Source organism: Chitinophaga silvatica (assembly GCF_003419895.1).
Classification (GTDB): Bacteria; Bacteroidota; Bacteroidia; order Chitinophagales; family Chitinophagaceae; genus Chitinophaga; species Chitinophaga silvatica.
Genome location: NZ_QPMM01000007.1, coordinates 276,368 through 290,526 on the forward strand (window position 1 = coordinate 276,368; position 14,159 = coordinate 290,526).

Here is a 14,159-nt window from a genome sequence, read left to right on the forward strand (position 1 = left end):
CAGTTAAGGGAATAGTCAATTAGTCTTAGAGTTATATGAAAAAAAGTGTTTTATTATTAGGGGCGGGAATCGCCATCGTAGCAGCATCCTGTTCGAAAAATGATACCATTGAGTCTTTACCTGCGCCGGAGGTAACAATTGAGAACATGCTTTCTCAAAATAGTGTAGCACAGGAAGATACCTTAATCTTTAAAGTGAAAGCTTCACAAGGAAGTACTTTTTCATGGGCAGTTGATGGAAAAGATGCAGGAATCGCAGATTCCATTTTTAAGTTTTATTCTGATGCTTTAGGTAGTCATACTATTACTGTAAGTGCATCCAGGAATGAGAGAAAAACATCTGCTCAGACAAATGTTACAGTATATGGTAAATACAAGTATGGAACATTTATTCTGAATGAAGGAAACATGACTTCAGATAATGGATCATTGATTTTTATCAGCCCTAATGGTGCAATTACTGAAGATGCCTATTTTAAAGTAAATGGTACAAAACTGGGTAATGTGACTCAGGATTTATTTATTCGTCAGAACAAGATGTACATTATTTCCCAGAATGGAAATAAGAATGCAGAAGGAACTGCTTTTGCGAATGATGGACTACTAGTAGTAGCGAATGCTGAAACACTTAAAAAAGAGGCTTCGTATAACAGTGAGTTAGCCACACTTAGCTGGCCAACTCATATAGCCGTACTAAACGATGAAAATTTAATCATTCGTGATAATGCGGGGTTATACAGGTTTAACTCTAATACCAAAGAGCTTACCTATATCAAGGGTTCCAGATCAGCTGCAAAGCTAACCATGGCTGTTTCAAATAATAAAATCTTTGCTGCCGCAGGTTCAAAGGTATATGTAATAGAGCAGAACAAGGATTCAATTACCTATGCACTGGATATGAAAGCAAATGTTAGTGGTGTAGTAAAAGCCAGCGATGGAAATATCTGGATTTCTACTGTAGGTTCACCTGCTAAAATTTCGAAAATCAATTTCAGGGATTATTCTTTAATTAAAGCCAATGACATCACTACTGGTAGCGTGAGCGCTGGTTCTGGTGCTACTCCAGGAATTACTGCAAAAGGTGATACTCTTTATTTCAGTGGAGCCGGTACTAAAATATACCGTCATATTTTCAGTATGGGAACAACCGAATTTATGGTAGATGCCAAAACAATGGTTGAAAATGCCGGTATCGTCTACAATAATATAGCAGTACACCCGATTACTGGAGAAGTTTATATGAACACTCTTAAAGGATTTGGTCTGAATTACCTGGTTAATAACATTAGTATCTTTAATTTTAGTAATGGAGTTGCCTTAAGTGCAAACTATCAAAACAGTACTAAGTTTCCTGCAGGTATTTTCTTTACCTATTCTTTTAATTAAATAAATTAAATATAATAAATCCATATCCTGGAGGTTGTCTCAATAATGAGGCAACCTCTTTTTTATTTCCTGTATTTTTAATATTGAAGAAAATCCCCCAATAGTTCGGATTTGACCAGGCACGTCTTTATATGATTTAATACTCTGCCTTTTCATTTGGTATAATTCTTTCTTCTTTTGTATGCTCCAATGGGCCCCATGAATAAATATAAACTATCTACCAGGGTGAAGGTGGTAGTGAATACAAACCCTTAAAACAATTAAAGATGAAAGACTCCAAATTCAGAAAGGGCGATGCCCAAACAGCAGTTTACAGTTCTGATGAGATGTTGAGACCCTCACCAGTAGATAGGATTCCAGATGGGCCAACTACTCCACAAATTGCATATCAGATGGTTAAAGATGAAACATATGCACAAACAGAACCTCGCCTAAACCTGGCAACATTTGTAACTACCTATATGGATGAATATGCCACTAAATTAATGAATGAGGCAATAAATATCAACTACATCGATGAAACTGAGTATCCGCGTATTGCTGTAATGAATGCCAAATGCATTAATATCATTGCGAATTTGTGGAATACACCCGAGCAAGCTAAGTATAAATGTGGAGCATTAGCAATCGGTTCATCAGAAGCATGTATGTTAGGTGGTGTTGCCGCTTGGCTTCGTTGGAAGAAACGCCGGCAGGAACAGAATAAACCTACAGACAAACCCAACTTTGTTATTTCTGCAGGATTCCAGGTAGTGTGGGAAAAATTTGCACAACTCTGGCAAATTGAAATGAGACAGGTTCCGCTAACTATCGATAAAACAACGCTGGATCCGGAAGAAGCATTAAAAATGTGTGACGAAAATACTATCTGTATTGTTCCAATTCAAGGTGTTACCTGGACCGGATTAAATGATGATGTACAAGAACTGGATAAAGCACTGGATGATTTTAATAAACATAGTGGACTCGAAATACCCATTCATGTAGACGCTGCCTCTGGTGGATTTATTTTACCTTTTATTCAACCAGATTTGAAATGGGACTTCCGCCTGAAGTGGGTACTTTCTATCAGCACATCAGGCCATAAATTTGGGTTGGTGTATCCCGGACTCGGATGGATAGTCTGGAAAGATGCTAAATATCTGCCTAAAGAGATGAATTTCAGTGTTAACTATCTGGGAGCAGATATTACACAAGTGGGCTTGAACTTTTCCCGGCCTGCAGCACAAATCCTGGGGCAATATTATCAATTTATCCGTCTTGGATTCGAAGGTTACAGAGAAATTCAAAAAAATAGTATGCAGATCACTCAATATTTGCACGATCAGATAGCAAAGATGAAACCTTTCATCAATTATAGTGAGGATGTCGTAAATCCTTTATTCATATGGTATATGAAACCTGCTTATAATAAAACGGCAAAATGGACATTATATGATCTGCAGGATAAATTAAAACAAAACGGATGGATGGTTCCTGCCTATACGCTTCCGGAAAATATAGAAAGTTATGTAGTAATGCGTATTGTGGTAAGACAGGGTTTCAGCCGGGATATGGCCGATATGTTACTTAATGATATGAAAAGCGCCATTGCAGACCTGGAAAAGCTTACTTATCCTACTCCTACAAGGGTTGCAATGGAAAAAAAGACACCGGTAGATTCACACGTATTTGATCATACTGGCTCCCGCAAAAAGAAAAAATAGAAGTCTGTCACAACAGCATACCTTATCGTATGCTGTTGTGAATTATTTTTCTGCTATCATCGGAAATTCATCCAACATGAATAAAACAATTACTATAGACCAGATCAAAGCTGCAGCAGAGGAGGCATACCAGTTGTACAGGAATAATACAGCTGGGAAGAATGCAGATTACATTCCGTATTTGGCGAACATAGATAAAAATCTGTTTGGAATCAGCATTTGTTTACTCGATGGAAGAACAATAGAATTTGGGGATACACAATATAAATTCGGAATAGAATCGGTTTCCAAAGTACATACAGCTATTCTTGTAATCCGCCAATCGGGAACAGATGAGCTGCTGAATAAAATTGGGGCTGATGCTACCGGATTACCGTTTAACTCAATTTTTGCGATACTCCTTGAAAAGGACCACCCATCCACTCCACTGGTTAACGCTGGTGCTATTACTGCATGCAGTATGATTCAGCCTGTTGGGGATGCAGATAAGAAGTGGGAAGCTATTGTTTCAAATATTACAGAACTCTGTGGCAGTGCTCCACAACTGATAGACGAACTATATCAATCAGAATCTGCTACTAACTTTAATAACCGTTCCATTTCATGGTTATTGAAAAATTATAACCGGATGTATGACGACCCTGATAAATCCCTGGATCTGTATACCCGCCAGTGTTCACTGGGAATAACAGCTCAACAACTAGCTATATGTGGTGCCACGATTGCGAATAAAGGATTAAATCCGGTATCGAAACTACAGGTTTTTGATGCAGGAGCATCCTCTAAAATTACTTCCCTGATAGCAACGGTAGGGTTCTATGAACATACCGGCGATTGGCTTTATACTTCCGGTATTCCGGCAAAAACCGGAGTAGGAGGTGGAGTTATGGGTACGCTTCCGGGATTGTTTGGTATTGCTGCTTTTGCTCCTCCAATTGATGATGCGGGTAACTCTGTGAAAGCACAGTTAGCCATAAAATATATTATGAACAAGCTGGAACTCTCAGTTTTTAGTGGGGATAAGGTAACTATTACTGGATAAAACCTAATCCAGGTCTGTTGTATTGTGTTTATCCTTATTGGCATTTTTCATGATGTTGCTGAGGAATACTGTAAAGATGGGAAACATCAGCAAACCCAGCGCTGATAGAAGTACAGACAACACTTTTCCGGTTGTAGTAGTAGCAATAATATTTGACCCAACTGTGGTGACATTCATACATGCCCACCATAATGCATCCCCAAAATTAGTCAGTAGTGGATTGGTATTTTGTTCTAAAACAAAGAATATAAGACTGGAAAAATATACGGTTGCAACTAAAAGGATAATATAAGAAGTAAAAAGACTAGTTATCGTATTATTTGATATCCAGTTTACTATTAAGGCAAGGGCATAAGCCCCACGGATCAATGGTATAAAACGTATCAGATAAGTGATCTCCGGATTAAAGCTAATGTGGTAATGGTAAAAAATATAATTATAAGGAATGGATATGATCAGGAAGATTAGATGGGTCTGTAGATAACGCCATTTATTATTGGTCAGGATTAATTTAAGTACGAATACAAGAATAAAAAGCAGGCATACCCATAGCTGTATTCGTAGATATACACCTCTAATAATAATAGAATGGTTTTTAAAAGCATCTATGGAAATACTAATAACCAATATTATGGATAAAAGCAGAACAAGGATATTTAATGCTTCATATATTCCCTGATGCTTATTAGCAGGAGCAGCAGTTGCTGTTTTCATTCAATTTATTTTAACCTTATTTATAATAAGCGATTAGGGTATGAATTTGTTAACTATTTGTCTGAATAATTGGCAATAATTTTTAAATCCATAAATTATGGCAAACACTAGTACTGTGAAATTGGGAGTGTTTACACTTGCTATTATGAACGTAACGGCAGTGGTCTCACTCAGAGGGCTTCCTGCAGAGGCTGAATACGGAATGAGTTCTGCCTTTTATTATTTGTTTGCAGCATTGGTATTTCTGATTCCTACTGCGCTGGTAGCTGCCGAGCTGGCGGCTTTATTTCAGGATAAGCAAGGAGGGGTATTCAGATGGGTAGGAGAGGCATTCGGAAAACGACTAGGCTTCCTTGCCATTTGGCTGCAATGGATAGAAAGTACTATTTGGTATCCAACAGTATTAACGTTTGGAGCGGTAGCCATTGCATTTATTGGAATGGATCATACAAATGATATGGCGCTTGCATCAAATAAATTTTACACACTCGCCGTAGTTTTAGTCATTTATTGGCTGGCCACATTTATTTCATTAAAAGGGCTGGGATGGGTAGGTAAGATAGCCAAAATAGGAGGGTTGGTTGGTACTATAATCCCTGCTGCACTTCTTATTATATTGGCTATTGCATATTTACTAACTGGCGGTGAATCACAGATGGACTTCCATAGCAACTTTCTTCCCGATTTCTCTAAATTCAGTAATCTGGTGCTCGCTTCCGGAATTTTTCTTTTTTATGCAGGGATGGAAATGAGTGGTATCCACGTAAAAGACATGAATAATCCATCTAAGAATTATCCTAAAGCGATCTTTATAGGCTCTGCTATTACTGTGCTCATTTTTGTGCTGGGAACTTATTCATTGGGGATTATTATTCCAAGGCAGGATATTAATCTTACCCAAAGTTTATTGGAAGGATTTGATAATTATTTTAACTACCTCCGCATGTCATGGTTCTCGCCCATTATTGCTATTGCATTGGCTTTCGGGGTGTTGGCAGGAGTATTGACATGGGTAGCCGGTCCTTCTAAAGGTATTTTTGTGGTAGGAAAAGCAGGTTATCTACCTCCCTTTTTCCAAAAAACAAATAAAATAGGAGTTCAGAAAAATATTCTGATCCTACAGGGGTTAGCTGTTACATTACTAAGTTTGCTCTTCGTTGTAATGCCATCTGTACAAAGCTTTTATCAGATATTATCACAGCTTACCGTACTGCTTTATCTGATTATGTATTTGTTGATGTTTGCAGCAGGAATTGCCCTGAGATATAAGATGAAAAATACTGTACGTCCATTCCGGATTGGAAAAACCGGAAATGGCCTTATCTGGGTAATAGCTGGTTTGGGCTTTTGCGGATCATTACTCGCATTTGTACTAAGTTTCATTCCTCCCAGCCAGATTAAAACCGGTAATAATACTGTCTGGTTCCTGGTGCTGATTCTGGGATGTATTGTGGTTGTTGCCGCTCCTTTTATCATCTTCGCTGTTAAGAAGCCATCCTGGACAGATAAAAACTCTGAGTTTGAACCATTTCACTGGGAACAAACCAAATCCACAGAAGGTAAATAATATGACTTTTATCCCCTGACCCCATAAAAAGGTCGGGGGTAAACGCTTGAAAAAAATCAGCCATTATTAATACAATTAAGATGTAAAATATTTTGTATATTAGTGTTGCTAAAATCACGCTAATACCTATATTTATTTCTTTGTAGTGCGGAGCTTATTATTCAATAAATCAATCAAATAAGCTTCTAATGAAATCAAACAATCTTTGTTTAATCTCAATTTTATTCCTCCTTGCTTGTAATAACAATACAAATACAGGAGAAACACAATCAACCGGGCCAAAAGCAGAGGATATTCGCTGTTATACTTCCAAAATAACAGATAAAGCCTGGTATACTTCAGGTAAAAAAGCGCCAAAGTTAAAAGGATTGGAAGGAATTAATTTTTCAATTTCTACCAACAATAAAGAGGCGCAGGAGTATTTTAACCAGGGAATGATGTTGACATATGGCTTTAATCATGCAGAAGCTGCACGGTCTTTTTTTGAAGCCGCCCGCTTGGATTCTACCTGTGCGATGGCATATTGGGGATTTGCCTATGTATTAGGTCCTAATTATAACGGAGGCATGGAAAAGGATAATTTCCAACGTGCCTTTGAAGCAACTGCTAAAGCAAAATCGTTATCGGCCAACTGTACTCAAAAGGAAAAAGCGCTTATCGATGCGCTGAGTACGCGCTATGCAATGCCGGCTCCGGCAGATCGGAAATCTTTGGATATTGCTTTTGCTGCTGCTATGAAAAAGGTTTACAATCAATTTCAATCCGACCCCGATATCGGAGCTTTGTACGCTGAAGCCTTAATGGATCTGCATCCCTGGGATTTATATGACAAGGATACAAAGAAACCAAGAGCCTGGACACCGGAGTTGCTGGCCGTTCTTGAACACCTGATGAAAATCAATCCGCTGCATCCCGGAGCACATCATTTCTATATTCATGCCATGGAAGCATCCGCCACGCCTGAAAAAGCAATGGCAAGTGCCCGATTGTTGGATACATTAGTGCCAGGTGCAGGACATTTGGCGCATATGCCCTCGCATATTTATATTAATACAGGCGACTATCATTTAGGCTCTCTTTCCAATATAAATGCAGTAGAGATAGATAGTGTGTATACGGTTGCCTGTCATGCTCAAGGAGCATATCCCCTTGGTTATTTTCCGCATAATTACCACTTCCTCACAGCTACTGCCACACTGGAGGGAAATTCTAAGCTAGCCTGGGAAGCGGCTCAGAAACTTCAGGAACATACATCTGAAGAAATAATGCGTTTACCGGGTTGGGGCACATTGCAGCATTACTATACAATTCCATATTACATTGCTGCTAAGTTTGGTATGTGGGATACTATTCTTTCCCTTCCTTCCCCGGCACAAGACCTTGTATATCCTAAGTTAATCTGGCACTATGCACGTGGATTAGCATATTTGGGTAAGAATAATACTTCCAATGCCCAAAAAGAGCTGGATACTCTTAAAATATTGGGAGCAGATACTACCCTTAAACAGCTTACCATCTGGCAGATCAATACAACTGCCGACCTGGCCCAAATAGCCATAAAAGTATTATCGGCTGAAGTGGCGGCAAAAGAAAAGCAGTATAATAATTCCATAGCCCTGCTAAACGAAGCGGTTGCAATTGAAGACGGTTTAAATTATAACGAACCTCCTGATTGGTTTTTTTCTGTGAGGCATTACCTTGGTGCTATATTGATGGATAATGGCAAGTTTAGCGAAGCGGAGAAAGTTTATCGTAAGGATCTGAAAAATTGGAGAAGGAATGGATGGGCGTTGATAGGGCTACACAATTCATTAATAGCTCAGAAGAAAGACAGTGAGGCTAAAGTAGCGAAAGCAGATTTTGATAAAGCATGGCAGTTTGCCGATATTCAGATTGTGTCCTCTTCAATCCTGCATTAAAAAATTTCTATCTAACACTAAAGGCTAAACGCTTTAATTTTGAGCGATTAGCCTTTAGTGCTGTATTGTGTTAAGCAATTTCTGTTTATTTAAGAGGCCACATTGGAGACCAACATCTGTATAAATCTGTGTTGATCAGCTGTAATACCATGTACATCCGGAGGTAAATTAAATTCCTCATTGAACTCTTCCGGATTTTTGTAAGTCACAAATGTAACCTTCTTCTCGTCTTCCCATATGAGCACTTTCAGAGGAAGTGCCCATGCAATTTCGCGGTTCCTGTACATCAGTTGAGTGCCACCGGCAGGATTCCCGAAAATGAGTACGGTAGTAGGTTGTAATTGCAGACCTGCATCTGCAGCGGCAGCACTGTGATCAATAACAGCAAAAGCTTTTACTCCGTTGTCTGTTATGAGCTGCTTAATCTTGGTCACTGTGTCAATGAAGCCAAGTTTGCTTGGGGTAGTTATTAATTTCATACAGATATTAACGACAATAAAAATACTATTGTTCGAATACCCTCAGTTTTAATAATACCGGAAATAGTTTTGTTGATGTCTACATTCTTCTAATATTGTTTTTCCTCTTTTTGTTACTCTTCATCATAGCTTTTTCCGAAAAATAATCATGGAGAAGGTCTATCAATATTCTGCCATCTGTTCTTATTATTCTATAATCTGAAAGGATAATTGTTCTTGGATATAAATTATGAAAAAGATCGATGATAGCAGATAACAAAAATAATCCGGAGATAAGTTTCAAAGAACCATGCATATCAAATAATATAGCGATAGTAGTTGCGACCCCAGCAACCAGAAAAGAGAAAATAGGGCCGGCCAATACTAAAATAATATGCTGCTTCAATGTCAGATATTCTGGATCAAACATACATAAACCCCGAAACCATGCCAGGGGATTACGCTTTATATAAATGTCCAGGTTTCTGCTACTCAGGTAGATGCAGCCGTTTGGATCGCCCCAGGAACCGATATAAATGATGACTGGCATCCTGCTATACTTTAAAGCTGGAAGTGCATGTCCTAGTTCGTGAAAGAATACTGTCAGAAACTTCACAACCATAAATATGATTAAAACAAACAGGATAACTATAAATACCATTCTACAGAGGATTAAAACTTTTTAATGGACAACTAACAAGAATGTATACACGTATTTTCTACAATATAAATATATTATATTTGTTAATGTAAGAAATCAGGCCATGAAGGAGTATTTATCGCAATTATTTATTTTCTCTGTGATTGTAATAGGAGTAAGCGCCTGTCAACCTAAGGAATTAATTCTTTCGAAATGGCCAGGTGGACAAAAACAGGCGACGGTCAAGATTTTTATGGGAGACACCACCTTCCTGTTAGATGCTTTTTATTGTGCCTATTATCCAAACGGAAAGGTTTGGAAAACAGGTTATTTTAAAAAAAATTTAGAGGAAGGCAAGTGGATGTATTTTTATCAATCGGGAAACAAAAAGTGTTATGGGGAATTTATGTCTGGAAGGAAAATGGGAAGTTACCAGACGTATTATGAATCTGGAGAAGTTGAACAGAAAGGGATGTATGTTAATGATAAGCTGGTGGATTACCATTATTATAATCCTGATGGAACAATTAAGCCTCAGAATGAAGATCTTTCCCGGCTTATTGTGGCTCAACCTCAGAAATGGACAGAAATGGAGAAGAACGAGATATGGATTACTACTTATGCAGCAGTCGCATCTACCTATCTGCATTCTACGGAATTTTGTGATTGTGTTGTAAACCTGCTTGAGAAGAAATGTAATTTTCAGGATATAAAGACATTAACAGATAAACAATTAGGCGATCTCCTTATTTTTCTTTCTGAAAAAAAGCTTGATTGTTTTCATCTTTTAGAAAAACCTTTAAAGAAATAAGAGCTCAACTCAGGGGTGAAAATGAATTATTAAAGGAGGGTAACGTTAGGATAAAATGCCTATAATTTTTTATTAAGGAAATGCTTCTCAGGCTATTTTAATTGCCTGAAATACTGAAATTTTCCGAATTAATTTATTTTAATTGTCAGTCAGGGTAATTTTTTGTAATTTAATTACTGCATCTGCCTAGCACTATTTAAATTTAAGCTATAGCCAATAGTGAAACTGTTACAACTATTATTGTATAACCTATACCACAACTTTATTCCCAATGATTTTTAAAATTGCGGATAAGCCAAATGAATTTGAACAGATTCATGAATTAAACTACAGGTTATTCGTAGAAGAGATTCCTCAACATCCCGTTAATACTGATAAAAAACTGATAGACAAATTTCACTTTAAGAATAACTATCTGATTGCATTGAAAAATAACCATCTGATTGGTATGGTTTGCTATAATGAAATCAGACCATTTTCTCTTGATGGAAAAGTAGAGAAGCTGGATGAACTAATCCCACCTTATACCCGGCTTGCTGAAATTAGATTATTGGGTGTAGAAATAGCTGAAAGGAAGATCTCTATAGCTTACCGGTTACTACAACATCTGTGTAACGAACTGCTGAAGCAGGGCATCGATACTGCTGTGATTTCAGGAACTACCAGACAAACTAAATTATATACCAAATTGGGCTTTGTTCCCTTTGGTGGATTGGTTGGCACTGAAGGTGCCTTTTTTCAACCCATGTATATTACTGTAACTAACCTACGCAATGACTTTGGAACAAATTAATCTTAGTACCGGACCCGTGAATATTTCTATGGAAGTACGAAATGCTCTTAGTGCACCAACGATTTCTCACAGGTCACTACATTTCCGTCAGCTCCTGGACGATACACTGTCCGCCTTATGCAATATGTTATCTGTTCGTCACTCTTTTGTGATGAATGGAAGCGGTACACTCGCCAATGAAGCAATGTTGCACCAGATAAAGACCCTGGGAACTAAAGGATTAATCCTTTCTAACGGAGAATTTGGCTCCCGGTTGATCAATCAGGCCGAACGAATCGGAATCAGTTTTACTACCCATGTAAAGGAATGGGGGCAACGCTTTGAGCTTCAGGAACTTGAGACTATATTGGCTTCCGGTCAAATACATTGGGTACTGTTTTGTCATTGTGAAACATCAACCGGTGTTCTTAATAACCTGGATGGGATTGCGGATCTATGCATTGCTTATCATGTTCAATGTTTTGCGGATTGTATGAGTTCTGTTGGAACCACTACCCTAAATCTGTCGAAAATTACCATGGCCACAGCTTCATCAGGTAAAGGTCTTGGTGCCTACCCTGGATTAGCATTGGTATTTTCCAATACTACTCCTTTATCCAGCAATTCTACTCCTACTTATCTTGATCTGGCAAATTATTCCCTTAAAAACAATATTCCTTTTACTATTTCTTCCAATCTGATTAATGCGCTGCATACTGCTATCATGCAAAAGCATACAGCAGAACATACCAACATGATTCATCAGTATAGCTATAAGTATTATGACATCATGCATCAATATAGTATAGTACCGTTCAGTGATCGCCATTCAAAAGTTTTGACTATCGTACTTCCGGAAGGAAAGAAGCCCGTATTTACAAACTTTATGGATGAGAAGAATATTGTTCTGAGTTATGAGAGCGAGTATCTGATGAAAAGAAACTGGGTACAATTAGCCGTACTGGGTTATTACCATGAAAAGCAATTAGATTATGCTGCTAACACTCTTGAAGAATGTATGAAGCATCTTTTTTAGCAGATAAATGAGGATATATCAAAAGTACGAACATCCTGAGGATTGCTTAAATGAATACCTGGCTCCATCAGTTACCCGAATAAAAGGAGGCTGCACCTCACTTTTTTGATATGGCCTTCCAGGAATGTTAACTTATTTTCTTTTTGGAACTAATTGTGGTGTAGTCGTAGGCCCTTCTACCACTAGTTTTCCATCTTTCAGGATCTTCATTCTGTCAATAAACACTACACGTTCATCACCTGTTGCTAAAGTACGGGCATGATATACACAGAGCATTTCTTTACCATCGGGAGAGTAGGTAATGCTATTATGACCAGTTCCTGTTACTGCTCCGCCTTTATCAGTATTTTTCTGCAATACCGGGTTATTAGCTGCTTTAACAAAGGGGCCGAGCGGACTTTTTGAAGTAGCATAACCTACTGCATAATTCTTACCACCGAAATAATTGGCGGAGTACATCATATAGTAAGTGCCACTTTTTTTGAAGATAACAGAACCTTCGGTCCAGCGACGGTTAACTTCTTTTGAAGTAACGGAGCGACTTTCCCATTCTGCCTGTTTATCATCCATTTTTACTGGTGGGCGTAATAACAATACCGGTTCTCCAATTACCCCGCTGAAATCTGGTTTGAGTTCAACTCCATATACCCAGCTTTCTTCAATATTTTCGAACCATCCCTTTTCCTTGGCCCAGGAAGCTACGTCACTTTCAACAGAGTGCTTATAGCAGCAACGGGAATAATAGAGATAGATTTTACCGCTTGGGTCGAATAATACGTTAGCATCTATAATGGGGTATCCCGGGTCAAATACCGGCTTTGTAGATAAATCGATGAATGGGCCGGTTGGGTTGTCAGCTACTGCCACACCTATACGAAAGTTTTCAAGGTCTTTACCTGGGTTATCTTTCCACTGGGCGCTATAAAACATATAAAACTTACCCTTATACTCGTATACTTCAGGCGCCCAATAAGCCCCATTCCAGGCGGCAGTAGAGTCGCTCCACCCATTTCGGTTACCGGCATAAAATACCTGCCCTTCATTTTTCCAGTTCACAAGGTCGGTTGATGAATAAGCGGCAAATCCATTTTTCGCCATACCTCCTGTGCCATACATATAATATTTATTTCCCTTCACCTTTAGTACATAAGGATCCCCAAAACTTACTGGTAGTGGATTCTTAAAAGTACTTTGGGATTGTGCAAATGTTCCGGAGTTGTTTGCAAATGCCAGCAGAAAGAATGCGACTGTGGTTTTGATTGCTTTATTCATCGTATAATTGCTAAGTTGACAAATATAACTGTAGGAAATTATAAATGAAAGTGATTTAGTATTTGATTTTCAATTTATGATTCCAAAGGTTAAATAAAGGCTCTGGTAATTTAATAGCAGCGCAACAAAAACAGGTGCAAAAAGAATGCATACGGTATAATTAACTTTAGATACCTATAACCTGTATTTTTATATAATACCTGCGGGCTTACTTGCCACAGAAGCGAGAGATTCAATTTTGTAACACCCAAAACTTCAGCAATGAAATACATTTTCAGATTCAGTTTCATGACCTTATTAATGCTAACTTTTCATGTATTGGCCCATGCTCAACAAAAAGAACTTCAAAATCTTACCTCAACTCTGTATCAAAAAGAGTTTAATAAACTAGTGGCACAAGGGTACAGGCCTATTAAGGTATGGTCAAAAACCTTACAAGTAATTGATTATGATCCAGGCGAAGTACCCCGACCCGGATATTGGGCAATTTTTGAAAAAAGAACGAATTCGTCACCTTGGGTTGCCAGGCATGGGCTAAGTGCATCTGCATATCAAACTGAATTTAATACCTGGACCAGCAAAGGGTTTATACCGTCAGATATCAATGTAGCCTGCGTAGAAGGCCATGTTATTTATTGCGTAATCTATGATAAATACCCTACTCCAATGATTTGGCAGGCTAGACATGGTCTTGATTATGCAACTTATAATACTGTGAACAAGGATTTATTAAAGCAAGGATATAAAAGAAGAATCTTTAGCTTTTGCAAAACACCAGGTGGTAATATTTTTGCTGCCATGTGGGCTAAATAGTCTTCAACCAAAAAGAAGAGGTAT

General features: G+C 38.2%; 13 protein-coding genes. 9 read left to right on the plus strand and 4 right to left on the minus strand.

Annotated features, from left to right (window positions below; all coding sequences use genetic code 11):
• The first annotated feature begins 35 nt into the window (after positions 1-35).
• The 3 genes from DVR12_RS14615 to glsA all read left to right on the plus strand — a co-directional run bounded on the left by DVR12_RS14615 (position 36) and on the right by glsA (position 4,133).
• Positions 36-1,385 carry a DUF5074 domain-containing protein gene (locus tag DVR12_RS14615; RefSeq protein ID WP_116976521.1) on the plus strand — a complete coding sequence of 450 codons (1,350 nt, stop codon included), beginning with the start codon at positions 36-38 and terminating at the stop codon, positions 1,383-1,385.
• 266 nt (positions 1,386-1,651) lie between these two features.
• On the plus strand, positions 1,652-3,091 hold the full coding sequence (locus tag DVR12_RS14620; protein ID WP_116976523.1) for a glutamate decarboxylase: 1,440 nt from the start codon (positions 1,652-1,654) through the stop codon (positions 3,089-3,091).
• 76 nt (positions 3,092-3,167) lie between these two features.
• Positions 3,168-4,133 (plus strand): glutaminase A, encoded by a 966-nt coding sequence (glsA, locus tag DVR12_RS14625; protein ID WP_116976713.1) that lies wholly within the window; start codon positions 3,168-3,170, stop codon positions 4,131-4,133.
• A gap of 3 nt (positions 4,134-4,136) precedes the next feature.
• Here glsA and DVR12_RS14630 read toward each other — a convergent pair whose 3' ends face one another.
• Complete coding sequence (locus DVR12_RS14630) at positions 4,137-4,847, minus strand: potassium channel family protein (protein WP_116976525.1); 711 nt, start codon at positions 4,845-4,847, stop codon at positions 4,137-4,139.
• 97 nt (positions 4,848-4,944) lie between these two features.
• Between DVR12_RS14630 and gadC the strand changes: the two genes are divergently transcribed.
• Both gadC and DVR12_RS14640 read left to right on the plus strand, forming a co-directional pair.
• Complete coding sequence (gene gadC / locus DVR12_RS14635) at positions 4,945-6,414, plus strand: putative glutamine/gamma-aminobutyrate antiporter GadC (RefSeq protein ID WP_116976526.1); 1,470 nt, start codon at positions 4,945-4,947, stop codon at positions 6,412-6,414.
• A 188-nt stretch (positions 6,415-6,602) separates the two neighbouring features.
• Complete coding sequence (locus DVR12_RS14640; protein ID WP_116976528.1) at positions 6,603-8,333, plus strand: tetratricopeptide repeat protein; 1,731 nt, start codon at positions 6,603-6,605, stop codon at positions 8,331-8,333.
• A gap of 89 nt (positions 8,334-8,422) precedes the next feature.
• Here the strand turns inward: DVR12_RS14640 and DVR12_RS14645 are convergent, their stop codons facing one another.
• Together DVR12_RS14645 and DVR12_RS14650 are read right to left on the minus strand one after the other, a co-directional pair.
• On the minus strand, positions 8,423-8,812 hold the full coding sequence (locus tag DVR12_RS14645; protein ID WP_116976529.1) for a DUF302 domain-containing protein: 390 nt from the start codon (positions 8,810-8,812) through the stop codon (positions 8,423-8,425).
• Positions 8,813-8,891: 79 nt separating this feature from the next.
• Positions 8,892-9,413, minus strand: coding sequence for a zinc metalloprotease (locus tag DVR12_RS14650; RefSeq protein WP_147323462.1), 522 nt, complete (start codon positions 9,411-9,413; stop codon positions 8,892-8,894).
• A 142-nt stretch (positions 9,414-9,555) separates the two neighbouring features.
• Between DVR12_RS14650 and DVR12_RS14655 the strand changes: the two genes are divergently transcribed.
• The 3 genes from DVR12_RS14655 (at position 9,556) to DVR12_RS14665 (ending at position 12,050) form a co-directional block, all read left to right on the plus strand.
• On the plus strand, positions 9,556-10,242 hold the full coding sequence (locus tag DVR12_RS14655) for a toxin-antitoxin system YwqK family antitoxin (RefSeq protein WP_116976533.1): 687 nt from the start codon (positions 9,556-9,558) through the stop codon (positions 10,240-10,242).
• A 271-nt stretch (positions 10,243-10,513) separates the two neighbouring features.
• Entirely contained in the window at positions 10,514-11,035 is a 522-nt protein-coding gene (locus tag DVR12_RS14660; protein WP_116976534.1) for a GNAT family N-acetyltransferase, read from the plus strand.
• Positions 11,016-12,050 (plus strand): aminotransferase class V-fold PLP-dependent enzyme, encoded by a 1,035-nt coding sequence (locus tag DVR12_RS14665; RefSeq protein WP_116976536.1) that lies wholly within the window; start codon positions 11,016-11,018, stop codon positions 12,048-12,050. The genes DVR12_RS14660 and DVR12_RS14665 overlap by 20 nt, the downstream gene beginning before the upstream one ends.
• A 132-nt stretch (positions 12,051-12,182) precedes the next feature.
• On the opposite strand, the gene DVR12_RS14670 is transcribed toward DVR12_RS14665, so the two are convergent.
• On the minus strand, positions 12,183-13,322 hold the full coding sequence (locus DVR12_RS14670) for a glycoside hydrolase family 43 protein (protein WP_116976538.1): 1,140 nt from the start codon (positions 13,320-13,322) through the stop codon (positions 12,183-12,185).
• A gap of 261 nt (positions 13,323-13,583) precedes the next feature.
• Here DVR12_RS14670 and DVR12_RS14680 point away from each other — a divergent pair, with 261 nt between their 5' ends.
• On the plus strand, positions 13,584-14,135 hold the full coding sequence (locus DVR12_RS14680; RefSeq protein ID WP_147323463.1) for a hypothetical protein: 552 nt from the start codon (positions 13,584-13,586) through the stop codon (positions 14,133-14,135).
• Positions 14,136-14,159 lie beyond the last annotated feature (24 nt).

What these genes read in the sequence shown, in the direction of transcription:
- DVR12_RS14615 (WP_116976521.1), top strand. Translation starts at nt 36, where the DNA reads ATGAAAAAAAGTGTTTTATTATTAGGGGCGGGAATCGCCATCGTAGCA.
- DVR12_RS14620 (WP_116976523.1), top strand. Translation starts at nt 1,652, where the DNA reads ATGAAAGACTCCAAATTCAGAAAGGGCGATGCCCAAACAGCAGTTTAC.
- glsA (WP_116976713.1), top strand. Translation starts at nt 3,168, where the DNA reads ATGAATAAAACAATTACTATAGACCAGATCAAAGCTGCAGCAGAGGAG.
- DVR12_RS14630 (WP_116976525.1), bottom strand. Translation starts at nt 4,847, where the DNA reads ATGAAAACAGCAACTGCTGCTCCTGCTAATAAGCATCAGGGAATATAT.
- gadC (WP_116976526.1), top strand. Translation starts at nt 4,945, where the DNA reads ATGGCAAACACTAGTACTGTGAAATTGGGAGTGTTTACACTTGCTATT.
- DVR12_RS14640 (WP_116976528.1), top strand. Translation starts at nt 6,603, where the DNA reads ATGAAATCAAACAATCTTTGTTTAATCTCAATTTTATTCCTCCTTGCT.
- DVR12_RS14645 (WP_116976529.1), bottom strand. Translation starts at nt 8,812, where the DNA reads ATGAAATTAATAACTACCCCAAGCAAACTTGGCTTCATTGACACAGTG.
- DVR12_RS14650 (WP_147323462.1), bottom strand. Translation starts at nt 9,413, where the DNA reads ATGGTTGTGAAGTTTCTGACAGTATTCTTTCACGAACTAGGACATGCA.
- DVR12_RS14655 (WP_116976533.1), top strand. Translation starts at nt 9,556, where the DNA reads ATGAAGGAGTATTTATCGCAATTATTTATTTTCTCTGTGATTGTAATA.
- DVR12_RS14660 (WP_116976534.1), top strand. Translation starts at nt 10,514, where the DNA reads ATGATTTTTAAAATTGCGGATAAGCCAAATGAATTTGAACAGATTCAT.
- DVR12_RS14665 (WP_116976536.1), top strand. Translation starts at nt 11,016, where the DNA reads ATGACTTTGGAACAAATTAATCTTAGTACCGGACCCGTGAATATTTCT.
- DVR12_RS14670 (WP_116976538.1), bottom strand. Translation starts at nt 13,322, where the DNA reads ATGAATAAAGCAATCAAAACCACAGTCGCATTCTTTCTGCTGGCATTT.
- DVR12_RS14680 (WP_147323463.1), top strand. Translation starts at nt 13,584, where the DNA reads ATGAAATACATTTTCAGATTCAGTTTCATGACCTTATTAATGCTAACT.